28 protein-coding genes and 1 tRNA gene are annotated in these 25,147 nt (G+C 68.8%); 14 read left to right on the top strand and 15 right to left on the bottom strand.

The window, feature by feature from the left end:
• Positions 1-80 precede the first annotated feature (80 nt).
• Both gltS and BHU06_RS05525 read left to right on the top strand, forming a co-directional pair.
• Positions 81-1,310 carry a sodium/glutamate symporter gene (gene gltS / locus BHU06_RS05530; RefSeq protein ID WP_070398134.1) on the top strand — a complete coding sequence of 410 codons (1,230 nt, stop codon included), beginning with the start codon at positions 81-83 and terminating at the stop codon, positions 1,308-1,310.
• A 127-nt stretch (positions 1,311-1,437) separates the two neighbouring features.
• Complete coding sequence (locus BHU06_RS05525) at positions 1,438-1,854, top strand: hypothetical protein (RefSeq protein ID WP_139146960.1); 417 nt, start codon at positions 1,438-1,440, stop codon at positions 1,852-1,854.
• Between the two features lie 16 nt (positions 1,855-1,870).
• Here BHU06_RS05525 and BHU06_RS05520 read toward each other — a convergent pair whose 3' ends face one another.
• Positions 1,871-2,167: an I78 family peptidase inhibitor gene (locus tag BHU06_RS05520; RefSeq protein ID WP_070398132.1), complete on the bottom strand. Its 297-nt coding sequence runs from the start codon at positions 2,165-2,167 to the stop codon at positions 1,871-1,873.
• A gap of 605 nt (positions 2,168-2,772) precedes the next feature.
• On the opposite strand from BHU06_RS05520, the gene BHU06_RS05515 reads away from it, so the two are divergent.
• Genes BHU06_RS05515 through BHU06_RS05495 form a run of 6 tightly spaced genes read left to right on the top strand, consistent with a single transcriptional unit; the run spans position 2,773 to position 5,217 of the window.
• Entirely contained in the window at positions 2,773-3,111 is a 339-nt protein-coding gene (locus tag BHU06_RS05515) for a hypothetical protein (RefSeq protein WP_070398131.1), read from the top strand.
• A 1-nt stretch (position 3,112) separates the two neighbouring features.
• Complete coding sequence (locus BHU06_RS05510; protein ID WP_070398130.1) at positions 3,113-4,246, top strand: phage/plasmid replication protein; 1,134 nt, start codon at positions 3,113-3,115, stop codon at positions 4,244-4,246.
• Entirely contained in the window at positions 4,221-4,610 is a 390-nt protein-coding gene (locus BHU06_RS05505; RefSeq protein ID WP_175442799.1) for a hypothetical protein, read from the top strand. Before BHU06_RS05510 ends, BHU06_RS05505 begins: the two co-directional genes overlap by 26 nt.
• Before the next feature lie 35 nt (positions 4,611-4,645).
• Complete coding sequence (locus BHU06_RS05500) at positions 4,646-4,810, top strand: hypothetical protein (RefSeq protein ID WP_175442798.1); 165 nt, start codon at positions 4,646-4,648, stop codon at positions 4,808-4,810.
• Positions 4,788-4,991: a hypothetical protein gene (locus tag BHU06_RS22385; protein ID WP_139146959.1), complete on the top strand. Its 204-nt coding sequence runs from the start codon at positions 4,788-4,790 to the stop codon at positions 4,989-4,991. Before BHU06_RS05500 ends, BHU06_RS22385 begins: the two co-directional genes overlap by 23 nt.
• A gap of 4 nt (positions 4,992-4,995) precedes the next feature.
• A complete protein-coding gene (locus BHU06_RS05495) occupies positions 4,996-5,217 on the top strand; it encodes a major capsid protein (protein WP_070398127.1) in 222 nt (73 codons plus the stop codon).
• Between the two features lie 917 nt (positions 5,218-6,134).
• Here the strand turns inward: BHU06_RS05495 and BHU06_RS05490 are convergent.
• Positions 6,135-6,332 (bottom strand): hypothetical protein, encoded by a 198-nt coding sequence (locus BHU06_RS05490; protein ID WP_070398126.1) that lies wholly within the window; start codon positions 6,330-6,332, stop codon positions 6,135-6,137.
• 112 nt (positions 6,333-6,444) lie between these two features.
• Here BHU06_RS05490 and BHU06_RS05485 point away from each other — a divergent pair, with 112 nt between their 5' ends.
• The 4 genes from BHU06_RS05485 (at position 6,445) to BHU06_RS05470 (ending at position 8,943) form a co-directional block, all read left to right on the top strand.
• Entirely contained in the window at positions 6,445-6,768 is a 324-nt protein-coding gene (locus BHU06_RS05485; RefSeq protein WP_070398125.1) for a hypothetical protein, read from the top strand.
• Positions 6,769-6,770: 2 nt separating this feature from the next.
• Positions 6,771-7,070: a DUF2523 domain-containing protein gene (locus BHU06_RS05480; RefSeq protein WP_070398124.1), complete on the top strand. Its 300-nt coding sequence runs from the start codon at positions 6,771-6,773 to the stop codon at positions 7,068-7,070.
• Positions 7,067-8,179 (top strand): zonular occludens toxin domain-containing protein, encoded by a 1,113-nt coding sequence (locus tag BHU06_RS05475; RefSeq protein WP_070398123.1) that lies wholly within the window; start codon positions 7,067-7,069, stop codon positions 8,177-8,179. The genes BHU06_RS05480 and BHU06_RS05475 overlap by 4 nt, the downstream gene beginning before the upstream one ends.
• Positions 8,180-8,358: 179 nt before the next feature.
• Positions 8,359-8,943, top strand: a complete 585-nt coding sequence (locus BHU06_RS05470) for a recombinase family protein (RefSeq protein WP_070398122.1) — start codon at positions 8,359-8,361, stop codon at positions 8,941-8,943.
• Here BHU06_RS05470 and BHU06_RS22025 read toward each other — a convergent pair.
• The 8 genes from BHU06_RS22025 to BHU06_RS05435 all read right to left on the bottom strand — a co-directional run bounded on the left by BHU06_RS22025 (position 8,940) and on the right by BHU06_RS05435 (position 14,786).
• Positions 8,940-9,191: a hypothetical protein gene (locus BHU06_RS22025; protein ID WP_083292973.1), complete on the bottom strand. Its 252-nt coding sequence runs from the start codon at positions 9,189-9,191 to the stop codon at positions 8,940-8,942. The genes BHU06_RS05470 and BHU06_RS22025 overlap by 4 nt on opposite strands.
• Positions 9,192-9,223: 32 nt before the next feature.
• Positions 9,224-9,297: transfer RNA gene (locus tag BHU06_RS05465), tRNA-Gly, on the bottom strand.
• A 27-nt stretch (positions 9,298-9,324) separates the two neighbouring features.
• Positions 9,325-10,182, bottom strand: a complete 858-nt coding sequence (locus tag BHU06_RS05460; protein WP_070398121.1) for a sulfurtransferase — start codon at positions 10,180-10,182, stop codon at positions 9,325-9,327.
• 20 nt (positions 10,183-10,202) lie between these two features.
• Positions 10,203-11,576: an MFS transporter gene (locus BHU06_RS05455; RefSeq protein WP_070398120.1), complete on the bottom strand. Its 1,374-nt coding sequence runs from the start codon at positions 11,574-11,576 to the stop codon at positions 10,203-10,205.
• 22 nt (positions 11,577-11,598) lie between these two features.
• Complete coding sequence (locus tag BHU06_RS05450; RefSeq protein WP_070398119.1) at positions 11,599-11,922, bottom strand: NIPSNAP family protein; 324 nt, start codon at positions 11,920-11,922, stop codon at positions 11,599-11,601.
• A gap of 9 nt (positions 11,923-11,931) precedes the next feature.
• Positions 11,932-12,915, bottom strand: coding sequence for a tripartite tricarboxylate transporter substrate binding protein (locus BHU06_RS05445; RefSeq protein WP_070398118.1), 984 nt, complete (start codon positions 12,913-12,915; stop codon positions 11,932-11,934).
• 27 nt (positions 12,916-12,942) lie between these two features.
• Positions 12,943-13,470: an aromatic-ring-hydroxylating dioxygenase subunit beta gene (locus BHU06_RS05440; protein ID WP_083292971.1), complete on the bottom strand. Its 528-nt coding sequence runs from the start codon at positions 13,468-13,470 to the stop codon at positions 12,943-12,945.
• Positions 13,467-14,786, bottom strand: a complete 1,320-nt coding sequence (locus tag BHU06_RS05435; RefSeq protein ID WP_239478287.1) for a Rieske 2Fe-2S domain-containing protein — start codon at positions 14,784-14,786, stop codon at positions 13,467-13,469. Before BHU06_RS05435 ends, BHU06_RS05440 begins: the two co-directional genes overlap by 4 nt.
• A 97-nt stretch (positions 14,787-14,883) precedes the next feature.
• Between BHU06_RS05435 and BHU06_RS05430 the strand changes: the two genes are divergently transcribed.
• A complete protein-coding gene (locus BHU06_RS05430; protein ID WP_070398117.1) occupies positions 14,884-15,852 on the top strand; it encodes a LysR family transcriptional regulator in 969 nt (322 codons plus the stop codon).
• Between the two features lie 181 nt (positions 15,853-16,033).
• On the opposite strand, the gene BHU06_RS05425 is transcribed toward BHU06_RS05430, so the two are convergent.
• The 4 genes from BHU06_RS05425 to BHU06_RS05410 all read right to left on the bottom strand — a co-directional run bounded on the left by BHU06_RS05425 (position 16,034) and on the right by BHU06_RS05410 (position 21,315).
• Complete coding sequence (locus tag BHU06_RS05425; protein ID WP_070398116.1) at positions 16,034-16,801, bottom strand: alpha/beta fold hydrolase; 768 nt, start codon at positions 16,799-16,801, stop codon at positions 16,034-16,036.
• Positions 16,802-16,913: 112 nt separating this feature from the next.
• A complete protein-coding gene (locus tag BHU06_RS05420) occupies positions 16,914-18,221 on the bottom strand; it encodes an Hsp70 family protein (protein WP_070398115.1) in 1,308 nt (435 codons plus the stop codon).
• Positions 18,218-19,828, bottom strand: coding sequence for a gamma-glutamyltransferase family protein (locus BHU06_RS05415; RefSeq protein ID WP_070398114.1), 1,611 nt, complete (start codon positions 19,826-19,828; stop codon positions 18,218-18,220). The genes BHU06_RS05420 and BHU06_RS05415 overlap by 4 nt, the downstream gene beginning before the upstream one ends.
• Before the next feature lie 8 nt (positions 19,829-19,836).
• Positions 19,837-21,315 (bottom strand): NAD-dependent succinate-semialdehyde dehydrogenase, encoded by a 1,479-nt coding sequence (locus tag BHU06_RS05410; RefSeq protein WP_070398113.1) that lies wholly within the window; start codon positions 21,313-21,315, stop codon positions 19,837-19,839.
• Between the two features lie 250 nt (positions 21,316-21,565).
• On the opposite strand from BHU06_RS05410, the gene alaS reads away from it, so the two are divergent.
• Positions 21,566-24,199, top strand: coding sequence for an alanine--tRNA ligase (gene alaS, locus BHU06_RS05405; RefSeq protein WP_070398112.1), 2,634 nt, complete (start codon positions 21,566-21,568; stop codon positions 24,197-24,199).
• Here the strand turns inward: alaS and BHU06_RS05400 are convergent, their stop codons facing one another.
• Complete coding sequence (locus BHU06_RS05400; protein WP_070398111.1) at positions 24,200-25,096, bottom strand: hypothetical protein; 897 nt, start codon at positions 25,094-25,096, stop codon at positions 24,200-24,202.
• Between the last annotated feature and the right edge of the window lie 51 nt (positions 25,097-25,147).

Below are 25,147 nucleotides of genomic sequence, written 5' to 3'. Positions count from 1 at the left end.
CCGACGGAAAGCCATTCACCGGACGGCCTAGTGAGGGCTGTGCCGGGGCATCGGCCGCCCTTTTGGCTAGCATCGGTTCCATGCTTCCCCCGCACTGGCGCACCACGCACGAGATCGACGCCTTCGTCACGCTGACGCTGGCCATCCTGTTGCTGTTCATCGGCAAGGGCCTGATGCGGCGGTACGAGTGGCTGCGCCGCTTCAACATCCCGGAAGCGGTGGTGGGCGGCATGCTCTGTGCGCTCGTGGTGTGCGCGCTGTACTACCTGCTGGACGTGCGCATGGTCTTCACGCTGGGCGCGCGCGACATGCTGCTGCTGTACTTCTTCGCCGCCATCGGCATGGGCACGGACGTGCGCACGCTGCGCGAGGGCGGCCGCCCGCTGCTGGTGCTGCTGGCGCTGGCCAGCGGCTTCATGCTGCTGCAGAACGGGCTGGGCATGGCGGTGGCCGGCGCCTTCGGCATGGACCCGCGCGCGGGCCTGATGGCGGGCTCCATCTCGCTCACCGGCGGCGTCGGCACCACGCTGGCCTGGATGCCGCATTTCACCGACACCCTGGGCATCGCCGAGGCCGGCGAACTGGGCCTGGCGGCCAACATGGTGGGCATGGTGGCGGCCTGTCTGGTGGGCGGGCCGATGGCCGCCTGGCTGATGCGGCGCCACCGCATCGCGCCCTCGGGCGCGGCCGAGGTGGAGGTGGGCCTGCGCTACCAGGACGAGCCGCACGCGCGGCTGGACTACCAGGGCGTGCTGCTGGCCCTGCTGTGGCTCAACCTGGCGCTCATGCTGGGCGAGGGCCTCAACTCTCTGGTGGCGCTCACGGGCCTGAAGCTGCCGGGCTTCGTGGGCTGCCTGATGGCGGGCATCGCGCTGCGCGGACTGGGGCAGTGGTTGTCACCGAACGGCGAGCGCCTCTGGGACTGGAGCGGCATGCGCCTGGGCGTGGCGCTGATCGGCGACGTCAGCCTGGGCCTGTTCCTCACCATGGCGCTGATGGGCCTGCAGCTGTGGGTGCTGGAGCCGGTGATGGTGTTCATGACCACGGTCATGGCGCTGCAGATCGTGCTGGCCGTGGGCTTCACGGCGCTCGTGGTGTTCCGCTGCATGGGGCGCGACTACGAGGCCACGGTGATCTGCTCGGGCTTTGGTGGCATTGCCCTGGGCTCCACGGCCACGGCCATCGCCAACATGAGCGCCATCGTGCGGGTGTACGGCGCCGCGCCGCGCGCCTTCCTCGTGGTGCCGCTGGTGTGCGGTTTCTTTATCGACCTGGTGAACGCGCTGGTGATCGGGGTACTGGCGCGCTAGCTGGCGCGGGCGGCCGCTGACCGGGCGCGGGGGGCGCCTAGGCATTCGGATGTAGAGCATCCAAACGATGTACGGGTAGGGGGTGTGGGCATAAGGTGCAGACCTCACGGCTTCCAGCGACCACGCCATGCAAGCGCCCAGCAAAACGCCCATCAGGATCGGTGTCCATGCCTTGCCCGAGGCGGTTCGGGTGCGTTTCGCGGCCCTGTTCCCGGTCGCCATGTCGCGCAGCACCACGCAATGGGCGCTGGTGCGCCCGGCCGATGCCGAGGTGCTGGTGTGCCATGGCCCACCGCCGCGAGGCGCCCAGCTGGTGAACCTGTGCGTCGGGCCGACCCCGGGGCTGGCCTGGGGTGCCTGCCCGGTGCAGCTGGAGGCGGGCTTTCGCGTGCTGTCGCTCATTGCCGCCCTGGAACAGGCCGCGGCGCTGGTGCGCCCGGCGCGCGAGGCCCGGCAAGCGCCGGCCCGCCGCAACCTGGCGGCGTTCGAGGAATGGCTGTCGGAGCTGCGGGAGGAGAACCTGCCGTCCGCCACGGCCTACTGAGGCGGCCCGGCCGCGTTCAGCCGCAGAAGGCGCGGACGATCATGCCGGTCTTGGGGTCCGCCTCGATCGTGACCCGCTCTTGGCGGTAGTCCAGGGTCACGGGCTGGCCGGGGGCGATCTGCCGCACCAGGCTTGCGCCGGTGAGCTGGCGGGCCTGGTCGTCGCTGACACGGTCCTTGCCGGCGAGCGCTTGCGCGGCATCGGGCCGGCAGGCGCCCGGGGTGGCTGGTGCGCTGGGCATGGGGCTTTGGCAGGCCGCGAGGCCCAGGACGGTGAGTGCGGCGGCGCCGGTGGCGAGCGGTTTCAGCTTCATGGCAAGGCCTCCCGGCTCAGGTGGCGGCGAGCGGCGGGCATCGCGGATGGCGCGACAGCGCTCGCGGCAGACGGTGGTGGAGCGGGTGAAGGGAATCGAACCCTCGTATGAAGCTTGGATTGTATTTTTGCTTGTCCTTACGTTGAGTAAGGGGTAGGGTGACGCGGCTTACATAACGTAAGGAGTCGCCATGCCCCCTTCTCTGTCTCCCCGCCAGGTTCTCGATGCTGAGTACCGGGCGGCCTCTCGTGTTCGTTCCCTCCCACCGCCAAAGCGCCCCGCCTCAACCGTGGCGGCTCGGGCGGTGCGCCAGGTGGGAGGGAACACCCATCCGAACCGCCTCGCGTGGCTGCAGATCGCGCTGTTCCTGCTCGATCGGAAGGTGTGCCCATGAAGCTCACCGCCAAGCACTCCCAGGTGGGCTACGTCGGTCCCGAGTCGCGCGTCAGCTGTCGCCATTGCAAGCATGTGCGAGATCTCGAAGATCGCCCTGGCTTTCAAGCCCGTTTGCGCTGCGTCCACCATGAGGTTGAGGTTCGTGGCGCTGGTGTCTGTCCGGATTACGCGGGCCAGTATGGCAACAGCCCCCAGGTTGGGGCGCGAGCATGAGCGCCCCCTACACCCATGCCGACCACGCCACGGCGTGCGGCGAAGCGGCCCGCATGGGCCTCTGGCTCTCCAATCGCCCTGTGCAGGTCCGCATGCACGGTGTTGGCCGTTGCGCGGTCATCCTGGACGCCTGGACCACCGCCGACGGCAAAGACATGTGGAAGCTGCGTGTCGAGGGCTACGGTGTCGGCAGCTTCCCCGTGGATCGTGTGCGCGCTTGTGGCCAGCTGGACGCCCACTGCGTTTGCGAGCCGTCCTGGTGCCCGATTCAAGGCCAGGCCGCAGGCCTGGCAGCGGATGCGCGCAGCGCGCCGCAGACAGGCCGGAGGCCGTGAGGTGCTGGTAACACCTCACTCTAGTCTCACCGGTGAGACTGCACCGGTCGACAAGCTCTTTCCGCTGCCCCCTCTTGCGAAGTGGTACCCGGCCCCGCCGACCAAGTTTCAGTCCGTCGGCTTCTGCGATTGGATCAGCGTCTACCAGACCCATTACGAGGGCTTGCCCCGCATCTGCGATGGCGCTTTTCTGCGTATCGATGAACACGGCCAGGTGGTCAACACCACGTTGCGCAAGGTTCAGGTCGAGGGCTCGCATGAGACATCGGTGTTCATCCGCTGTGATGGGCAGACGGTGTGGTTCGAGGGCAATGCGTCGCGCTTCCGTCGGCCCGATAACGTGTTCGGCTATTCGCTGCGCCAGTGCATCGAGCGCATCAACGCGCTGCTGGCTGAGTACGAGCTACCGGGCTTCAGCGATGGCGATCGCTTCATCACGAACTGGAAGGGCCAGCCTCGCAGTGCCTGGACTGGTGCACGCATCACACGCGTGGACCTGACGGAGAACTTCGCCACCGGCGGCCAGGCTGATGCTCAGCACTTCATGCGTTGGCTCGCCGGCCAGCAGGCCAGCCGCATGAAGACCAGCACCTACGGTGATGGCGAGACGGTGGACTTTGGGCGTGGCTCACGTCGCGTGTACAGCAAGGTCTACGTGAAGGCCTCCGAGATCAGGCGGCACGCGGCCGGCGATGAGTACCTCCTTCGCCTGGCTGACTGGTGCGACAGCGTGGGCCTGGTGCGCATGGAGAGCACCTACAAGGCTACCAAGCTCCACGCGATGGGGTGCAACTACCTCGGAGGCTTCGACATGAAGCAACTCGAAATCGATTTTGAGGAGCGCAAGAGCGTCTTCACCCGCGCAAAGGCGGACGTCGAGGAGGTCGTAGACCTGCCCGCGCGTTTCGTCGCTGTGTACCGCATGTGGGAAGCCGGCGATGACCTGACCACGCGCATGAGCCGTGCGACGTTCTTCCGCTATCGCAAAGCGCTGCTGCCCTACGGCGTTGACATCGCCATCAAGTCCAACGTGGTCCCTTTTCGTAGCAAGACCCGGGTGATCCAGCTCGGCCCGGTCTCGCCGCCTGACTGGTACGAGCTGCCTGAGATTGAAAGGAAACGATATGTTGGTTGAAGTCATTGGCCTCAAGGCCTTCCGGGGCACGCTCGACGGCAAGCCCATCGACAGCGCTTCGCTGTTCACGCTCGTGCGCCTGGACGAGCGTTACAACAAACAAGAGGGCCGCGATCTGAATTGGAAGCTCGGCCATGCCATCGAGGAATGGAAGCTGCCCAGCGCGGACCACGCTTTCCGCCTGGCGCATTTGAAGCCCTCGATGACGAACCCGATCAAGGTGCGGCTCGAAGTCGAGCGCGTGAGCAACGGCCGCGAGTCTCGCGAGATCGTCACCGAGGCCTTGCCTGTGGATCGTTCGGGCAACCCGCTGCCCGATCCCCTGGTGCCATCGAAACCGGTCGCTAAGGCCGTCACGGCGTGATGACTGACGCCGAGCGCCACCTGATGACGGCTCGCATGCTGAGCCTGTTCTCCTTCGTCTGGTTCGTGCTGTTCGTGGCTGCTGCCGTGGTGGCTTACGACCAGTTCGAGCGAGCCGATGAGGCGGTCCAAATCGCCTTTTTGCGCGTGTCGCGCTCCGTGACCTGCGAGGCCCCCGATGGACCCGCAACAGGTCATTGAGTGCGCAACCGCGTGCACCGTCACTGTGGTGCATGTCATCTCAATTCCGCCCTTCGACCTCTCTCTTGAGGAAGCGGGGCAGATCAGCGGCGCGGTCCTGCTGGTGTGGGCTGTCGGAGCGGTCTTCCGCGAAGTGGCTCACATGATTGATCGCAAAACCTCATCAACTGAACAGGAGTGAATCCATGAAATCGCAACTGCAACGCTTCGGCGCCCTGGCGCTGGTGACCCTGCTGAGTGCGGGCCCCGTGCTGGCCCAGGAAACCGGCCAGCCGCAACCGGACGTGACCGAGGTGGCCGCCTACATGATCGGCGCCATCGCGACCATCGCGGTCATCGGCAACGCCAAGCTGATCGTCAAGGGTGCCATGGCGGTCTTCCGCTGGGCCGGCTCGATGATCCGCTGACGCTGGTCATCACCCTCATGTCCGGCCGGCATGAGGGGCTTCACCAAAGCCCCATGGTGGGGCTTCGTTGAGGTGCTCAATGGGCTTCTACTACCTTCTTGCGATCCTCCCGGCGGCATGGCTCATCTTGTCCGCTTGATCGCGCACGGCGCTGCGTGGGTCTTTGCGTGCTGGTGGTTGCTACAGCCGCTTGCCTCGTTGGCCTACCCTGCTTCTTCGAACGCTGGTACGCCCGCGTCGACGAATAGCACTGTATGCACCGTTGCGCCGTGCTACAGCTATCAAGCCCGAAACGGCAAACCTTTTCTCAACTCTCCGCTTGCTGCGGCTCAGAGCACCGTCGGTGATTCGTCTATCGGTGGTTGCGGGACTATCGTCACGGCGACGGCTACCGGTGTCGGTAACACTGCACGATGGAGCGCTACGTGCACTGCTGGGTCGATTCCTAGTGTCGCCATGTACAACGTGACGACGCGCACGCCTGACGCTGTTTCCTACAGCTGCCCCGGTGGTGGTACGTTGAGCGGGACGAGTTGTCTTTGTCCCGAGGGTTACGACGATAGCGGTACGGCGTGCGTTGAAGCTGTCGATCCAGCGCAAGAGTACTGCAATGAGGTGAGTAGCAACCCGGCTGTTGGCGTCTCGTCGCCTCGGCCTGCCGGTACTTCTGGTCTTGATAGCTACACCACGTGCTATTCGAATCAATACAGTTTGTATGCCTGCTCGGGAACGATGGAGCCCGAAATCTGTGGCACAGCTGTCGATGGCAAGACCCATTGCACGGGCAAGGTTACGTTCACGGGTAGCGTGCCGTGTACGGGCACCACTACCCCCGAGGCGCCTACGGACATCCCTGCGCCGCTACCCGAAGCGCCGCCCCCTGGTCAGTGCCCTGGCGAAGTCAACGGTGTGGCGGTTTACGTCCCCTGCAGCAATACGAGCAGCACCAGCACGAAGACAAACGAGACAACGGACAGCAACGGCACCAAGCAAATTAGCGAGACCCGGAATACGACGTGCAATGCGGCCGGTAGCTGCACGACGACGGTTACGACGACGACTACGGTGAACGGTGGATCGCCGAGCACGTCCACCAGCACCACCACGCAGGACAAGGGCGATTTCTGTTCAGAGAACCCGGGCTCTCGCGAGTGCGGCCAACAGTCGAGCTTCGCTGGTGCATGCGCTAGCGGCTTTGTGTGCCAGGGTGATGCGGTGCAGTGCGCTATGGCGAAGGAGCTTCACGCGCAGTGGTGCCGCGACAACCAGGTCACCGATGAAAGCGCGCTGTACAACGCGAGCAAAGGTGCGGAGGGCGACCAGACGGGCGACCTGCCCGGCAACGAGACGATTCCCTTCGGTCCCAGCAGCTACGACGATAGCGATGCCATCGGCGGCGCGGCGTGCGTCACGGACCTGACCATCGAACATGAATGGCTGTCGGCCACCTTGCCGCTCAGCATGATCTGCGGCCCGCTGCTGTGGTTCAAGAATGCTTTGCTGTTCATCGGTGGCATCGCGTGGCTGCTCATCGTCTTCCGTAGGAGGTAACCATGCCTGTGTTCCTGGCCTCGCTGCTCGGCGGCCTTATCTCGATCATCGGCTCGGCTGTGCCTCGCGTACTGGTGGCGCTGGGCATCAGCGTTGTCACTTACTCTGGCCTGTCCGTCACGCTTGGCTTCGTTAAGGAACAGGCGCTCAGCGCTCTCGACGGCCTGCCGGCCGATATGGTGGCGCTGCTCGCTTACATGGGTGTTGGCCAGTTCATCAACATCATCACCAGCGCCTTGCTTGCGCGGATGGTGCTCGATGGCCTTCAGGGCGACACCATGAAACGGTGGGTCAAGAAATGATCCGCAGCATGCGGCGGCAACGCGGCTTCCTGTACCTCACCACGGGTTCGAACGGCACTGGCAAGACCCTGTTCACGCTTCTCGATGTGCGTGAGCTGCAGCTCAAGACCAATCGCCCGGTGTTCTACAAAGGCTTCACTCCAAAGCAGCCGATTCATGACTTTGGGTGGAAGCCCTTCGAGCCCGACAAGTGGCAGGACTTGCCCGATAGCTCGATCCTCATCATCGACGAGTGCCAGGACGATTTTCCAGTTCGTGGCCCTGGCAAGCCGCCCGACTGGATCGGCGCCATCCTCTCCGAGCACCGCAAGCGCGGCTTTGACTTCTTCCTGCTCACGCAGCATCCGATGAACATCGACGCCTTCATCCGGCGTACGGTCGCTAGCCCGGGCTGGCATCGCCACTTCAAGGCGAGCTTCATGGGCGACAGTAGCAACGAGCTCAAGTGGACGACGGTCAAGACCCAGCCCGAGGCGCCAGGCAGTGGCAAATCGGGCTTTGTGACCAAGCGGCCTTTTCCGAAGCACGTTTACGACTGGTATGAGAGCTCCAGCGATCACACCGCGGTGAAGAAAGTCCCGTTCCGGCTCATCGCGGCCGGCATCGGCATCGTCGCGGCCATTGCCATGTTCGCTTACGTCGCCTGGGGGTTCTATGGTCAAGCCAAGGGGGAAGGGGTACCGAAGTCCCAGCAGCATCAACAGGCCGCGCCTTCTCGGCCAGTTGCGTCGTCTCCTGTGGCTGCTCCTGCGCGAGCTGCTGAAGCGCGTGGGTCGATGACGGCCGTCGAGTACGCCGCCCGCTACGTCCCGCGCGTGGAAGGGCTCCAGCACTCTGCACCGGCCTATGACCAGCTGACCACTATCCGGCACGTTCCCCGGCCCGCTGCGTGCGTCGAATCGCCCAGCCAGGGGTGCAGGTGCTGGACCCAGCAGGCAACGCCCTACGCGACCTCGCAGGCTATTTGCCGGCAAATCGTGGCTACGGGCATCTTCCTGGATTTCGATGACCAGGCGGCCGAGCGTGAGCGCCAGGAACAGCGCCGCCAGAGCCAGGGCACTGCGCACCTGGTAGCTGGGGACAACATGGGGCCCCTGAGGGCCGAGTAGGCCCGCGCCGCAGGCCAGGGGTCGGGGGGCTGGGGGCGAAGCGCCCCAGGTCAACGTGTCCCTGCAGCGGCCCATGCCCGACGACAGATCTGTTCCCCCAAGCTGGGGCTTTTCTGGCGATCACCTACCAACCCGGGCCGATAGGCTGAGCCGCTACAACAGCAAGGAGGACCAGGCGGATGCTCATCGGCTATGCGCGTGTCTCGACGCTTGATCAGGACACCAGGCTCCAGCTCGACGCTCTCAGGGCGGCGGGCGTGCGGCAGATCTACCAGGACAAGGGCAGCGGCGTCGGGCCGAGGCCTCAGCTGCAGGTCGCTGTTGACCAGCTCAAGCCGGGCGACACGCTGGTGGTGTGGAAGCTCGATCGCATCGCGCGCAGCCTGGCGGATCTGCTGACGGTCATCGACCGTCTCAAGCGGGCCAGGGCGACCATCAGGAGCCTGACCGAGCCCATCGACACCTCGAACCCCATCGGGGAGTTCACGCTCCAGGTACTGGGCGCCGTCGCCCAGCTGGAGCGTTCGATGATCCGGGAGAGGGTGATTGCGGGACAGATCGCTGCGATGCGCCGCGGCGTAGTGATTGGCGGTCGCCCAAAAAAATTGAGCGACCAGCAGGTCGCTCAGGCTAAGAGGATGAGAGATAAGGGGCTTACCTGGCCCGCGATAGGGGAGCGCCTCGGCGTTTCGAACACAACCGCCAGGCGGGCCGTGGTCGGTGATGACCGCGACCGGATGGTGGTCCTGCGCCAGTACCTTTAGTGCACGTCGTAGCGCTCAAGCATGCGGTCTTTGCAGGCGCTTTCGCGTTCCCCTTCCAGGGCGGCGACGATTAGCCACCGTTCCACGTTCTCACCGAGTTGCTCGGCGAGTGCGCCAGCGATTGCGGGGCTTAGGCACCCGCGACTTCTGGCCACATAGAGCGCGGCGTCCGATAGCCCAAGGCGTCGTTGCCATTCGGCCGCTGACGCGCTTTCGAGGGCTTTGTCCAAAAGTTCGATGCTCTTCATGGGCCTAACCTGTTGTAAGTTGGCTACACATTTGGAGCGGGTGAAGGGAATCGAACCCTCGTATGAAGCTTGGGAAGCTGCCGTTCTGCCATTGAACTACACCCGCATCGGGGCGGATTCTAGCGTCCCGCGCTCAGGCCGCCCCGGTGGCGATGGGCGCGCCGGGCCGGCTGCACCACTCGCTCCAGGAGCCCGGGTAGAGCATCGAGCCGCCCAGGCCCGCGATCTCCATGGCCAGCAGGTTGTGGCAGGCGCTGACGCCGGAGCCGCATTGGTTCACCACGGCCTCGGGTGGGTGGCCATCCAGCACGGCCTCGAATTCGGCGCGCAGCGTGGCAGCCGGTTTGAAGCGGCCGTCGGCCTGCAGGTTGTCGCGGAACAGGCGGTTGCGCGCGCCGGGGATGTGGCCGCCCTGGGGGTCCAGGGTTTCGTTCTCGCCGCGGAAGCGGTCGGGCGCGCGCGCGTCCAGCACCAGCCAGCGCGGCGCGTCGATGTTGGCGCGCAGCTGCCCGTAGTTCGCTGTCGCGGCGAGCGAGGGGCGGGCCTTCAGCGCCGCGGGCGTGGGGCGTGGCGGCACGTCCGCCGTCACCGGCTGGCCCGCGGCCTTCCAGGCGCCCAGGCCGCCATCGAGCACGGCCACCGCGCCATGGCCGATCCAGCGCAGCATCCACCACAGGCGCGAGGCGTACACGCCGCCGCTGTTGTCGTAGGCCACGACCCGCGTGTCGGTGCCGATGCCCAGCGCGCTCATGGCCTGCAGGAACACCAGGGGCTCGGGCAAGGGGTTGCGGCCGTTGTCGCCGGTGCGCTGGCCGGACAGCGTGCGCCCCATGTGCACGTGGTGGGCGCCGGGGATGTGGCCCGCCTCGTAGGCGCGGCGCCCGATCTCGGGATCGCTGGTGTCGCTGCTGCAGTCGAGCACGGTGGGCGGGTTCGGCGAGCGCAGGGCGGCGGCCAGGTCGTCGGCGCTGATCAGGGTGGTGTGGTTCATGGCGAAACGCAGAGGGAGGGTCAGGCCTTGTGGCCGCTGAGCTGGCTGCCCGCGTCGCGCGGCAGGCGCAGGCAGGCGGGCGTGGCCAGGGCGCCGATGAGGGCGAGCATGAGGAAGGCGATGCCGTAGTCGACCGGCGCGGCCTCGGCCCGGCCGGCGCCGCGCGCCGCCAGCGACACCACCACCGAGGACAGCGCGATGCCGACCATGATGGCGAGCTGCCAGACCATGGTGTTGAGCGTGGTGGCCGCGCCGATGCGCGCCGGCGGCAGTTCGGCGTAGGCGATGGCCGCCACCGCGTTGAACTGCACCGCGCGGAAGAAGCCCGCGATGGACACGGCCAGCGCGATGGCGCCCAGGCCCCAGGATTCGCGAAACAGCGCGCACACCAGCAGACCGGCCACGCACAGGCTGCCGTTGGCCAGCATCACGCGGCGAAAGCCCCAGCGGCGCAGCATGGGCGTGGTCTGTGTCTTGGTGAGCATGGCGACCAGGCCGGCGGCCAGCAGCACCAGGCCGCTTTGCACCGGCGTGTAGCCCAGGCCCAGCTGCAGCATGAGCGGCAGCAGGAAGGGCAGGGCGCCGTAGCCCACGCGCAGCAGCGAGCCCGACCAGAACGAGGCCGCGAAGGTGGGCACGCGCAACAGCGAAAAGTCGAGCATGGGCAGGCGCGCGCGGCGGTGGCGCCAGCCGTAGGCCAGGCCGAGCGCGGCCATCGGCACCAGCCACAAGGCCCCGCTCCAGCGCCCTTCGCGCAGGCCGTCGAGCACAACGATGGCGATGGCGAGCGCGCCGCCGAGCAGCAGCCAGGACAGCGGGTCGAAGCGGCCGTCGGCCGCCTGCCGGATCTGCGGGAAGGCACGCAGCGAGCCCAGCAGGCACAGCAGCGCAATGGGCACGTTGATGAGGAACACCCAGTGCCACGACAGCCAGGTGGTGAGCAGGCCGCCCAGCGGCGGGCCCAGCATGGGGCCGGCCATGGCCAGCGTGATCATCCAGGCCAGCGCGTTCACCAGCTGCGGCTTGGGCGTGACGTGCACGATGGACGTGCGGCCCACCGGCACCATCAGCGCGGCCGAGGCGCCCTGCAGGGCGCGCGCCGCCACCAGCAGGGGCAGGCTGGTGGCCAGCGCGCACATCAGCGAGCTGAGCGCGAACACGGCCAGTGCGGCCTGGAACACGGTGCGCGTGCCAAAGCGCGAGGCCAGCCAGTCGCCGGTGGGGATGAAGACCACGCTGCACAGCAGGTAGACCGTCATCGTGAGGTTCAGGCTGAGCGGGTCCACGCCCAGGCTGGCCGCGATGTCGGGGATGGCCGGCGCGATGATGGTCGAGTCCAGCTGCTCCATGAAGAAGGCCAGCCCCACGGTGAGGGGCAGCAGGCGCGCGTTCATGGGCAGCGGGTGGCCGGGCGGCTCAGTGCGCGCCGGGCGAGAAGGCGCTGGGGCGCAGCACCGTGGTGGTCTGGCGCGCCAGCAGCGGGCCGTTGGCCTCGCTGGCGGCCTTGCCGGCTTTCCAGTCGGGGTCGGCGCCGAAGGCCTTCCAGGCGGCCTCGCTGGCGGCCGCGTCGGCGAAGGCCACCAGGTAGACGAAGGTGTCGGGCTCGCCCTCAGGCTCCCAGCAATGCAGCAGAGTGATGCCGTGGCGCTGGAACAGGGGCATGGTGAGCCGGGCGAAGCGCTCGCGCAGGGCCGGGCCCTGGCCGGGCGCGGCCTCGTAGCGTTTGAGTTCGTGGATCATGGGAAGAGCTTACTGGGTGACCTGGATGCCGCTGGTCTTGACGAACTCCGACCACTTGCGCGCGTCGTCCGCCACCTGCTTGGCGAACTCGGCGGGCGAGTTGCCGCCGGGCTCGGCGCCCACGGTTTCCATGCGCTTGCGCATGGCCGGCGTCTGCAGGGCCGGGCGCAGCACGTTGGCGATGCGCTCGACGATGGCGGGTGGCGTGCCGGCCGGCGCGAACAAACCGCTCCAGCCGGTGACGTCGAAGCCGGGCACGCCCGATTCGGCGATGGTGGGGATGTCGGGCGTCTGCGGGTAGCGGCGCGCCGTGGTCAGCGCGATGGCGCGCAGCTTGCCCGATTGCATCCAGGTCAAGGCGTCGGAGTAGTTGGCGAAGCTCAGGTGCACGTCGCCGGCCGCGGCCGCCGCCACGGCGGGCGCGCCGCCGCGGTAGGGCACGTGGACCATGTTGATGCCCACCTGGTGCTTCAGGATCTCGCCCGCGAACTGCGTGAGCCCGCCGGCGCCGCCGAAGTTGAGCTTGCCCGGGTTGGCCTTGGCGTAGGCGATGAACTCCTTGAGGTTGGTCACCGGCAGCGAGGGGTTGACCATCAGCACCAGGGGGTTGGTGTTGATGAGCGTGATGGGCGCGAAGTCCTTCACGCCGTCGTAGCCGACCTTGAAGATGTACTGGTTCAGGGTCTGGGGCGCGGCCAGCGCCAGTAGCAGGGTGTAGCCATCGGGCGGGGCCTTGGCCACGAACTCGGTGCCCAGGCTGCCGGCGGCGCCCGGCTTGTTCTCGATGATCACCGGCTGCTTGAGCTCGTCCTGCAGGACGGGCTGGATCATGCGGGCGACGATGTCGCCGATGCCGCCCGGCGCGTAGGGCACGACGATGCGGATGGCCTTGCTCGGCCAGGGGTCGCTGGCCAGGGCAAAGGGGCTGGAGAGCGCGAGGCCGGCGCCGAGCAGCGCCAGCGCTGCCAGGCGGCGCGGGATCGTGGGTGTCATGGGCTTTTGTCTCCGGAAGGGTGGGGGTCAGAGCGGATAGACCATCAAGGTGTCGACCATCCGCGAATCCAGCACGACGCGTCTTTGCGCGATTCGCCATCCCTGGGGTCCCGGCTTGAGCACGTCGTCATAGCGACCTGTCGCGAAGACCTCGGTCTCGCCGGTGTACATGGTCCGGTAGATCACGAAGGACGTGCGCACCTCGCAGCATCCGTCGGCCCGGGGTTCGATGAGGGGCCGACCCATCACGTGGCGGTGGGTGTGGCTCTCGAAGATGTTGGCGATGCGCAGCGCCTTGACGCGGTCGTCCAGCATGCCGCGGCCTTCGCACAACACGATGCCGATGGGGCGGCCGGCCTGCTGGTTTTCGCGCGTGGTCACCTGGTAGACGCCGTCCGGCTCGAAGAAGCCGCTCCATTCCTCGACGCGGTCGTCGTCGAGGGCCTGGCCGTAGCGCTCCAGCAGGTCGGCGATGGCCTCGCGCGCCGCCGGGGAAAGGGCCGGCGCCGCGGCCTGGGCCGTGGCGGGCGTGGGGGAGAGAACAGCGGCGCTCATTCGTGGAATCCCATGATGGTCTGGTAGCCGTGCCAGAAGCCGCGCACGGCCGCTTCGGTGGCGCGCGAGGACTCGTTCGATTCGGCGAGCCGGCCGCCCATCTCGATGAACGAGGCCTTGTCGTCGGAGCCGCGCGTGCCCCGCTGCACGAAGGAGTTGATGCAGCCGTCCTCCAGCGCCACCAGGCCGGCGGCGCCGGTGAGGTTGGCCTGCATCACGCGCATCTTTTCCTGCTCGGGCGTGTCGGTCTCGTAGCCCAGGAAGACCCAGAACAGCTCGGTCTTGTCCACGCCGCGCGGCACCACGAAGCGCACCGCCAGCGAGTTCAGCGTGAGCTGGCTCACCAGCGTGGGAAAGATGGTCTGGATGCTGTGCGTGATCTGGTCGTCGAAGCCGTCCCAGGCCTGCAGCAGCTGCGGGCCGTCGAGCTCGGAGCTGTACTTGGCCGAATGCACCTCGGCGCTCTGGTACTCGGCGGCGGCGTCCAGCGTGGCGCGCTTGCTGTAGCTGATGTGGTGCCACTTCTTCTCGGACAGGATGATGCCGCCGTCCATGTCGAGCCGGTTCACCTTGAAGGTGGTGTAGAAGGTGTGCAGCAGCGTGGCGTGGTACGAGTCGCGCACGTTCTCGGCGTACAGCTTCCAGTTGTTGTGGATCATCTGGCTGTGCGTGCCGAGGATCTTCAGGGGGTGGTCCATGTTGCGCTTGAGGAAGGCGGTGATGCGATCGCCCAGGAATTCCTCCAGCGGTGGCGTCTCGTCCTGGAAGGTGCCGAAGACGATGCCCGCCATCACCGACACGCGGATCGGCTGCAGGCGGTGCTGGGACACATCGAAGTCCTCGGGCATGCCGCCCTTGCCCTTGACGCCCTTCTGGAAGGCCACGCCGCGCAGGCGGCCGTCGAGCCGGTAGTTCCAGGCGTGGTACACGCAGGTCAGCGACTTCTTGTTGTCGTGGTCCTTGAGGCAGACCAGGGCGCCCTTGTGCGCGCAGCGGTTGACCATGGCGTGCAGCTCGCCGTTCTCGTCGCGCGTCACGATGATGGGTGTGTCGCCGATCCAGGTGGTGCGGATGTCGCCGGGGTTCTTCACCTCCACCGCCAGGCAGAGGTAGTGCCAGATCGGGCCGCGGAAGATCTTGTCCTGCTCCATCTGGTAGATGGCGGGATCGGAGAAGACGCGGTAGGGCACGCGCGTGGCGCCGCCGGCGGGCCAGCGCAGGCTCACGGGCGGGGCCACGGGGGCCTCGGCCGCGCGAGCGCTCGCGGCGCCAGCGCACGCGTCGGCGTCGTGCAGTTCGCAGGAGGTGGTGTCCATGTCTCGTGGGGGCGGGATGAAGAAGGTGTGCGGATGCTAGGTACGCGCCACTCATAAGTCGATAAGATGAAGGCGATCAACAGTATCTGGATTGCAGATGGGACAAGACGCCGCCCCCCGCTTCGACCTCAACCTGCTGCGGGTGTTTCTCGCGGTGTACGACACCAAGAGCGTGGGCGGTGCCGCGCAGGCGCTGAACATGAGCCAGCCTGGCCTGAGCACCGCGCTGGCGCGCCTGCGCAAGCAGCTCGGCGACCCGCTGTTCCTGCGTGGCGCCAGCGGCATGGAACCCACCAGCCGCGCGCGCAGCCTGGCCGATTCGGTGCGCGGCATCATGCGCGCGGTGGACGCCGAGGTGCTCAAGCCGCCGGTGTTCGACCCCACCACCTCCACGCGCGAGTTCCGCATCGCGCTCACCGACATCGCCGAGGGCATCTACCTGCCGATCGCGCTGCGGGCCTTGAAGGAAAACGCCTCGCGCATGAGCCTGCGCTCGGTGTTCATGTCGCCGCGCGACCTGGAGGAGGCCATGGCGGCGGGCGAGGTGGACATGGCGGCCGGCTTCTACCCCGACATCAAGGGCTCGGCCTTCATGCACCGGCGCATCGCGCTGCACTCGTTCGCCTGCCTGGCGGCCGCGCGCCACCCCGAGCTGGGCGAGCGCATGACGCCGGAGCAGTTCGCGCGCCTGCCGCACGTGGTGGTGGAGGCCACCGGCCGAAGCCAGGAGGTGTTCGACCGCTTCCTGCAGCGGCGCCAGCTGCAGCGCGACGTGGTGCTGCGCACGCCGCACTTCATGAGCGTGCCCGTCATCGTGGCGGAGAGCGACGCGGTGGCCGTGGTGCCGCAGGCCTTGGCCGATTTCATCATCGACCACCCGCGCATCAAGCAGGTGCGGCTGCCCTTTCGGCCGCCCACGTTCCAGGCCAACCTGTACTGGCACCGCAGCGCGCACACCGACCCGGCCAACCAGTGGCTGCGCCAGGCGCTGATCCGCGAGTTCCCGCGCCTGCAGGCGCGCGCCTACGACCGCAACGGCCGCGCGGCCAATGCGCCGGGCGGGTGATGGTCGTTGCCTGGGTGGTGGGTGTCAGGGCCGGGCACAGGGCCGTGGCGTGCGGCACCTGAGCTGGCCAATCAACGAAAGAACCTCGCTTCTCGCGCCATTGCCCGAACCCTCGGCCCGCCCACCCGCAGCCCCTGAAGCCTGAAGCCCAAAGCCCAAAGCCCAAAGCGTGCACGCGGCCTCAGGCCGCCTCGGCGGGCAGCGCGCGCACCCAGTCGCCCAGTACGCGGGCGAGTTCGTCCGGGCACTCGGCCGCGCTGATGTGCGCGGCCTCCACCTCGGCGATGCGCGCGCCCGCGATGTCGGCGGCGATGGCTTGCGACTGCGCCAGCGGCGTGGCGAGGTCGTGCCGACCCGCGACGACCAGCGTGGGCGTGTGGATGCGCCGGTTGCCCGGGCGCAGGTCCATGGCCGCGATCGCCTCGCAGGCGCGCACATAGCCCAGCGTGTCGGTGCCCAGCAGGCTTTGGCGCAGCCGCTCGGCCACGGCCTGGCCGGCCGGGCTCTGGCGGAACGCCGGCGTCAGCCAGCGGTCGAGCGAAGCGTCGGCCACGGCGGGCATGCCGCTGCGGCGCACGGCCTCGATGCGCGCGTCCCACAGCGCGCGGTCGGCGTAGTGGGGCGCGGAGTTGATGACGGCCAGGCCGCGCAGCAGCGCCGGGTGCCGCGCCGCCAGCGCCTGACCGACCATGCCGCCCAGCGACAGGCCGGCGAACACCACGGGTCGCGACGAGACCGAGCGGATCACGGCAGCGGCGTCGTCCGCCAGGTCGTCGATGGTGTAGGGCGCCTCCGGCGACGGGCCCTGGCCATGGCCCCGGTGGTCGTAGCGCACCACGGTGCAGTGGGTTGCGAGCCGGGCCGTGAGCGCGTCCCACATGTGGCGGTCGAGGGCGAGTGCGTGGCTCAGGACCACGAGGGGCCCTTGTCCTTCCTGACTGATGTTCATGGGGTCTGCCGTGGCGTTGAGGGAACGCCGGGCAGTCTACGGGCGGGGATGGCGCGGGCGCATCGCTCGCAGCGATACGCGGTATCGCGCCGGGCAAGCCCGCCGCGGCCGCTCACGCGAACAGCCGCTGCGCCTGCACGCCCAGCCCCCGGGCCACGCTGGCGTCGCGGTCCCCATGCCAGGCCAGCGCCGCCGGCAGGCGGGCGGCGATGCGCTCGGTCAGGGGCCTGAAGCCGGTGGAGCCGCCGGTGAAGTACACGGCGTCCACCGCGTCGGCGCGCACGCCGGCCGCCCGCAGCGTTTCGTCGGCCGCCGCCACGATGCGCTGCAGCTGCGCGTCCAGCGCCTGCACGGCCTGGGCGCCATCGAGCGTGGCCTGCAGGCCGGGTTCCAGCCGGGCCAGGTCGATGCGGGTGGCGCCGCCCTCGGCGACGGCGATCTTGGCCGCTTCGGCCTGGCCGACGAGGGCGTGGCCCAGGCGCTTCTCCAGCACGGTCATCAGCCGCCGGTACTGCGCGGGGTCGCCGTAGAAGCCGCCCATGCGGCGCAGCTCGGCCATGCGCCGGGGGCTGTAGACCGTATTGATGAGGTGCCAGGTGGCGAGGTCGAAGTACACGCGGCTGGGCGCCTCGCGCGGCGTTTCGCCGGGGCGCCGCGGGCCCAGGCCTTTGTAGCCGCACAGGGGCAGGATGCTGGCCAGCTCGATGTGGCGGTCGAAGTCGGTGCCGGCGACGTGCACGCCATGGTTGGCCAGGATGTCGTCCTGGCGGTCCAGTCGCTGGCGGCGCTCGGGGCCGATGCGCACGAGCGAGAAGTCCGAGGTGCCGCCGCCGATGTCGGCGACCAGCACCAGCTGCTCGCGCTGCACGGTCTGCTCGTAGTCGAGCGCGGCGGCGATCGGCTCGTACTGGACGCTCAGCTCGCGCAGGCCGACGGCGCGCGCCGCGTCTTCCAGCGCCCGCTGCGCCTGGGCGTCGCGCACCGGATCGCCATCGACGAAATAGACCGGGCGGCCCAGCACCGCGCGCTCCAGCGGCGCGCCGGCCTGTTGCTCGGCCAGCGACTTCAGGTGCCGCAGGTAGCCCGAGACCACGTCGAGGTAGCGCACCGATCGGCCGGCGCCCACCTCGGTGCTCTGCTCGGCCAGGCTGGAGCCGAGGATGCTCTTCATCGAGCGCATGAGCCGTCCCTCATGCCCCTGCATGTAGGCGGCCAGGGCCTCGCGGCCGTACGCGCGCTGCGGCTCCTCGTGGGCCGCCAGGCCCTCCACCTGGTAGAAGACCGCGGTGGGCATGGTGCGCCGGCCGGGCTCCACCTCGACCAGCTCGACGCCGCCGCCGGGTGCCGGCAGCGCGATGGCCGAGTTGGAGGTGCCGAAGTCGATGGCGCAGAAAGGGGGGCGCGCCGCCGGGGCGCTCAAAACCCCACCGCTTGCCCGTCGCGCCGCGAATCGCTGGCGGCCACGTAGCCGTCCTCCAGGTCGTCGCTCAGGCGTGCGATGAACTGGCCGCTGCCGAAGTCGAGGTAGCTGTCGGCGGTGGGCTCGAAGCGGTGGCCCAAGGCCTTGAGGCCCTCGCGCAGCGCGGGGTTCATGGTGGACTCGAAGTCCACGTCCAGACCCTTGCCCCACTTCCAGCGCGGCGCGTCGCTGGCGGCCTGCGGCTGCTGGCCGTGCACCAGCATGCGCACCAGCGTTTGCACGTGGCCCTGGGGCTGCATGTTGGCGCCCATCACGCCAAAGCCCATCACCGGCTGGCCGCCGCGCGTGAGAAAGCCCGGGATGATGGTGTGGAAGGGCCGCTTGCCCGGCGCCACCTGGTTGGGGTGGCCGTCCTGCAGCGTGAAGCCGTGGCCGCGGTTCTGCAGGCTCACGCCCCAGCCGGGCACCACCACGCCGCTGCCGAAGCCCAGGTAGTTGGACTGGATCAGGCTGACCATGCGGCCCTGCGCGTCGGCGGTGGTGAGGTACACCGTGCCGCCGCGCGGCGGCTCGCCCGGCCCGGGGTCGATGGCGCGCTTGGGGTCGATGCGCTGGGCGCGCTCGCGCAGGTAGGCGGGGTCCAGCAGATCGGCCGCGGTGACCTCGGTCATGTAGCGCTCGTCGGCCACCCAGCGGTAGGTGTCGGCGAAGGCCAGCTTCATGGCCTCGATCTGCAGGTGCTGGCCTTCGATGCTGTCGGCCCCGAAGCGGCCGATGTCCAGCTGCTCCAGCATGCCCAGCGCCATCAGCGCGGCGATGCCCTGGCCGTTGGGCGGCAGCTCGTGCACCGTGTGACCGGCGAAACCGATCTCGATGGGCCGCACCCATTGCGCCTGGTGGGCGGCGAGGTCGCTGGCGCGCAGCTGGGCGCCGTGCTCACGGGCGAAGGCCTCGATGGCGGCGGCGATCTCGCCGCGGTAGAAGGCCTCGCCGCGGGTTTGGGCGATGGCGCGCAGCGCGCGGGCCGCGTCGGGGAAAGCGAAGCGCTCGCCCGCCTGCGGCGCGCGCCCGCGCGGCAGGAAGGCCTGGGCGAAGCCGGGCTTGTCGTGCAGCAGGGGCACGGCCTGCGCCCACTTCTTCGCGATCACCGGCGCCACCGCGTGGCCGCGCTCGGCGAGTTCGATGGCGGGCGCCATCAGGTCGGCGAAGGGCAGGGCGCCGAAGCGCTCGGACAGCGCCGCCCAGCCGCCCACGGCGCCGGGCACGGTGACGGCGTCGAAGCCGCGCAGGGGCATCTGGCCGCCGTGCTTCTGATCGAAGTAGGCCTTGCTCCAGCCCATGGGCGCCACGCCCGATGAGTTCATGCCGTGCAGGCGCTCGCCGTCCCAGACGATGGCGAAGTTGTCGCTGCCCAGGCCGTTGGAGCAGGGCTCCACCACCGTCAGCGCGGCGGCGGTCGCGATGGCCGCGTCGATCGCGTTGCCGCCCTTGAGCAGCATGCGCAGCCCGGCCATCGCGGCCAGCGGCTGGGTGGTGGCCACCGCGTTGCGCGCCATCAGCGGCGCGCGCGAGACGGGGTAGGGGTTGTTCCAGTCGCTGAACCGCATCGGGGAGCTCACTTCAGAACATCCCCCAGGCACAGGTACTTGATCTCGACGTAGTCGTCCATGCCGTGGTGCGAGCCTTCGCGGCCCAGGCCGGACTGCTTGACGCCGCCGAAGGGCACGTGCTCGGTGGCCAGGATGCCCACGTTGATGCCCACCATGCCGTACTCCAGCGCCTCGCTCACGCGGAAGATGCGGCCCACGTCGCGGCTGTAGAAGTAGCTGGCCAGGCCGAACTCGGTGTTGTTCGCGGCGTCGATCGCCTCCTGCTCGGTCTGAAACTTGAAGACCGGCGCGAAGGGGCCGAAGGTCTCCTCGCGCGCGCACAGCATGTCGGCCTTGGCGCCGGCGACCACCGTGGGCTCGAAGAACTGGCCCTGCAGCTTCTTGCCGCCGGCCACCACGGTGCCGCCCTTGGCCAGCGCATCGTCCACGTGGCGCTGCACCTTCTCCACCGCCGCGTCCTCGATCAGCGGGCCCTGCACCACGCCGTCTTCAAAACCGTTGCCCACCTTGAAGGCCTGGACCTTGGCGGCGAACTTCTGCACGAACTCGTCGTACACGCCGGCCTGCACGTAGAAGCGGTTGGCGCAGACGCAGGTCTGGCCGGCGTTGCGGTACTTGCTGGCCAGGGCGCCTTCCACGGCGGAGTCGATGTCGGCGTCGTCGAAGACGATGAAGGGGGCGTTGCCGCCCAGCTCCAGCGCCAGCTTCTTCACCGTGGGCGCGCACTGCGCCATGAGGATGCGGCCGACCTCGGTGGAGCCGGTGAAGCTCAGGTGGCGCACCGTGTCGCTGGCGCACAGGGCCTTGCCCACGGCGATGCTCTGCTGCGAGTCGGCGGTGATGACGTTGAGCACGCCGGCCGGGATGCCCGCGCGCACGGCCAGTTCGGCGGCGGCCAGGGCGGTCAGCGGCGTGAGCTCGGCCGGCTTGATGACCACCGGGCAGCCGGCGGCCAGGGCCGGCGCCACCTTGCGCGTGATCATGGCCAGGGGGAAGTTCCAGGGCGTGATGGCCGCGCACACGCCGATGGGCTGCTTGAGCACCAGCAGGCGGCGGTTGGGGTCGAAGGTGGGCAGGGTCTCGCCGTTGACGCGCTTGGCCTCCTCGGCGAACCACTCGACGAAGCTGGCGCCGTAGGCGATCTCGCCCTTGCCCTCGGCAAAGGGCTTGCCCTGCTCGGCGGTGAGGATGCGGCCCAGGTCTTCCTGGTTCGCCATCAGCAGGTCGTACCACTTGCGCAGCAGGTTGGCGCGCTCCTTGGCGCTGCGCGCGCGCCAGGCCGGCCAGGCCTTGTCGGCGGCGGCGATGGCGGCTTCCGCGTCGGCCGCGCCCAGGTTGGCCACGTCGGCCAGCTTCAGGCCGGTGGCGGGGTCGTGCACGTCGAAGCGGGCGCCGCCCTTGATCCACTGGCCGTTGATGAGGCCGTCGGTCTTGAGCAGGCTGGGGTCTTTCAGCAGGGCCAGGGGGGAGGTTTTCATGTCCATGGGTGTCTCCGTCGGTTCGCGAGGCAGCGGGAAGGTGAAAATTTAACTTGTTAAATAATTCAGGGCGCGATTGTGCTCCCGATCCGGGGTGGGAGCATAGCCCCGGGGGTGGGGCGGGGGGGGGGGGAGCGCTGGCGACCGCCCACCCGGGGCGGTGGTTTTCCCCGGGATGGGGGCGCCTGTCCCGCATGTTGGAAAATAGCGGGTTCGCGTGCCCGGCGCGCTCCCATTCCGCAGCCCAAAAGGTCCTATGACAGCCCCCACGACCGCTCCCGTCTCCGTCGCCGACATCCGCAAGAGCTTCCTGGACTTCTTCGCCTCCAAGGGGCACACGGTGGTGCCGTCCAGCCCGCTGGTGCCGGGCAACGACCCCACGCTCATGTTCACCAACTCGGGCATGGTGCAGTTCAAGGACGTGTTCCTGGGCACCGACAAGCGCCCCTACGTGCGGGCCGCGTCCGTGCAGGCCTGCCTGCGCGCCGGCGGCAAGCACAACGACCTGGAGAACGTGGGCTACACCGCGCGCCACCACACCTTCTTCGAGATGCTGGGCAACTGGAGCTTCGGCGACTACTTCAAGCGCGAGAGCCTGAAGTGGGGCTGGGAACTGCTGACCGAGGTCTACAAGCTGCCCAAGGAGCGCCTGCTCGCCACCGTCTACATCGACGACGACGAGGCCTTCGACATCTGGACGAAGGAGATCGGCCTGCCGCCCGAGCGCGTGATCCGCATTGGCGACAACAAGGGCGGCAAGTACAAGAGCGACAACTTCTGGATGATGGCCGACACCGGCCCCTGCGGCCCCTGCTCGGAGATCTTCTACGACCACGGCCCGCACATCCCCGGCGGCCCCCCGGGCAGCCCCGACGAGGACGGCGACCGCTTCATCGAGATCTGGAACCACGTGTTCATGCAGTTCGACATGAAGGAAGACGGCAGCGTGGTGCCGCTGCCCGCGCCCTGCGTGGACACCGGCATGGGCCTGGAGCGCCTGGCCGCCATCCTGCAGCACGTGCACAGCAACTACCAGATCGACATCTTCGCGGCGCTGATCGAGGCCGCCGCGCGCGAGACCCACACCAGCGACCTGGCCAACCCCTCGCTCAAGGTCATCGCCGACCACATCCGCGCCACCGCCTTCCTGGTGAGCGACGGTGTCATCCCCAGCAACGAGGGCCGCGGCTACGTGCAGCGCCGCATCGTGCGCCGGGCCATCCGCCACGGCTACAAGCTGGGCCAGAAGACGCCCTTCTTCCACAAGCTGGTGCCGGTGCTGGTGCGGCTCATGGGCGCGGCCTACCCCAACCTGGCCCGCCAGGAGCAGCGCATCGTCGAGGTGCTCAAGGCCGAGGAAGAGCGCTTCTATGAAACGCTGGCCAATGGCATGGAGATCCTGGACGCCGCGCTCGCGGGCGGCCAGACGGTCCTGCCCGGCGACGTGGCCTTCAAGCTGCACGACACCTACGGCTTCCCGCTGGACCTGACCAACGACGTCTGCCGCGAGCGCGGCGTGGCGGTGGACGAGGCCGGCTTCCAGGCCGCCATGGAGCACCAGAAGGCGCAGGCCCGCGCGGCTGGCAAGTTCAAGATGGACAAGGCGCTGGACTACGGCGGCGCGGGCAACCAGTTCGTGGGCTACGAGCGGCTCGAGGCCCCGGGCAAGATCGTCGCGCTCTACCTCGACGGCACGCCGGTGGCCGCGCTCAAGAGCGGGCAGAGCGGGGTGGTGGTGCTCGACAGCACGCCCTTCTACGCCGAGAGCGGCGGCCAGGTGGGCGACGAAGGCCTGATCACGGCCGGCTCGGCGCGCTTCGCGGTGGCCGACACGCAGAAGATCAAGGCCGACGTGTACGGCCACCACGGCACGGTGGAGCAGGGCACGCTCAACGTCGGTGACGCGGTGAACGCGCAGGTGAACACCGCGCAGCGCGCCGCCACCGTGCGCAACCACAGCGCCACCCACCTGATGCACAAGGCCCTGCGCGAGGTGCTGGGCGATCACGTGCAGCAGAAGGGCTCGCTGGTGAACGCCGAGCGCACGCGCTTCGACTTCGCGCACAACGCGCCCCTCACCGACGAACAGGTTCGCCGCATCGAGGCCCTGGTCAATGCCGAGATCCTGGCCAACGCGGCCACGCAGGCGCGCCTGATGGACATCGAGTCGGCCCAGAAGACCGGCGCCATGATGCTGTTCGGCGAGAAGTACGGCGACACGGTGCGCGTGCTCGACATCGGCAGCAGCCGCGAGCTGTGTGGCGGCACGCACGTGACGCGCACCGGCGATATCGGCCTGTTCAAGGTGGTGGGCGAGGGCGGCGTGGCCGCCGGCGTGCGCCGCATCGAGGCCGTCACCGGCGAGAACGCGCTGGCCTACCTGCAGTCGCTGGAAAGCACCGTGGCCCAGGCCGCGGGCGCGCTGAAGGCGCCGGTGGCCGAGCTCACCGCGCGCGTGGGCCAGACGCTGGAGCAGATCAAGGCGCTGGAGAAGGAAATCGCCGCGCTCAAGGGCAGGCTGGCGTCCAGCCAGGGCGACGAGCTGCTGGGCCGCGCGGTGGACGTGAAGGGCCTGAAGGTGCTGGCCGCCACGCTGGATGGCGCCGACGCCAAGACCCTGCGCGACACGATGGACAAGCTCAAGGACAAGCTCAAGAGCGCGGCCATCGTGCTGGCGGCGGTGGACGGCGGCAAGGTGCAGCTGGCCGCCGGCGTCACGGCCGACAGCGTGGGCAAGGTGAAGGCCGGCGAGCTGGTGAACTTCGTCGCCCAGCAGGTGGGCGGCAAGGGTGGCGGCAAGCCCGACATGGCCATGGCCGGCGGCACCGACCCGAGCGGGCTGGCGAAGGCCCTGGCCTCGGTGCAGGGCTGGGTGGCCGAGCGCGTCTGATCAGCCCGGCTGGCCCGAGGTGTCCGCCAGGTCCGCCGGGCGCGAGGCCACGAAGCCCAGCCGGCCGATCTGGAACAGCACGTTGCGCAGCAGGCGGGCCAGTTGCGCGCGCGCTTCGCGCGAGGGCGCGAGGGCCATCAGCGAGATCGAGGGCAGGCGGGTTTCCACCGCGTCTTCCTCGGCGGCGGCCCAGGGGCGCAGCAGGTGGTCGCGGCCCATGGCCAGGCGCGCGTCGACCAGGGCGACCGCGCGCTCCAGCTTGCGCATGTCCTCAAAGCCGATGTCCCAGCAGACCTGGCGGCCCTCGTGGCGTTCGATCACGCTGCAGCCCAGGGGCAGCGTCCAGCGCTTGGGCTCGGTCTTGCTGGAGAGCAGGCGGCGGGCGTGTTCCCACAGCGAACCGGTGTCCGCCACGAAGGACTCCAGCGCCTGGCGGATTTCCACCGCCATGTCGCCCTGAGAGCCCGGGCCGGGCACCACGACCACGCCGTCGCCGTCGAGGCGCGAGCCGTCCACCGTGATGCGCTGCGGGTGCCAGCTCTTGGCCACCGAGTCGGCCACGCCGCGCACCAGCTCGCGCGCGGCCCAGGGGGCCAGCATGAGGGTGACGCCACCGGACTGCAGCACGCGCAGGTCGACCGGCGTGGCCGAGCCCTCGCCCAGCAGGCGCTGCAGCACGGTCGCGGCCTCGCGCTGGTCGTGGCGGTCGGCGCCCATCAGCACCACCACCACGTGGGGCACGGTGCGCTTCATGGCCGGCGCGATGCAGACCATGCACTGCACCTTGGCCTGGGTCTGGGAGAACACGTCGCAGGAGCTGCGCGGGGGCAGCACGGCGCCGTCGTGGTTGAGCGCCTGCACGACGGCGGCGGGCGTATCGATGGAAGTGCGGGGCATGTAAGGCGAAAGCGCGACAGCGGGGACAGCGAGGGCGGTGGCCCACCCTCT

It is taken from the genome of Hydrogenophaga sp. PML113, from assembly GCF_001777155.1.
GTDB lineage: Bacteria > Pseudomonadota > Gammaproteobacteria > Burkholderiales > Burkholderiaceae_C > Hydrogenophaga > Hydrogenophaga borbori.
Note: the sequence above shows the minus strand (reverse complement) of the source record. Positions and strands in the feature narration are given on the sequence as shown.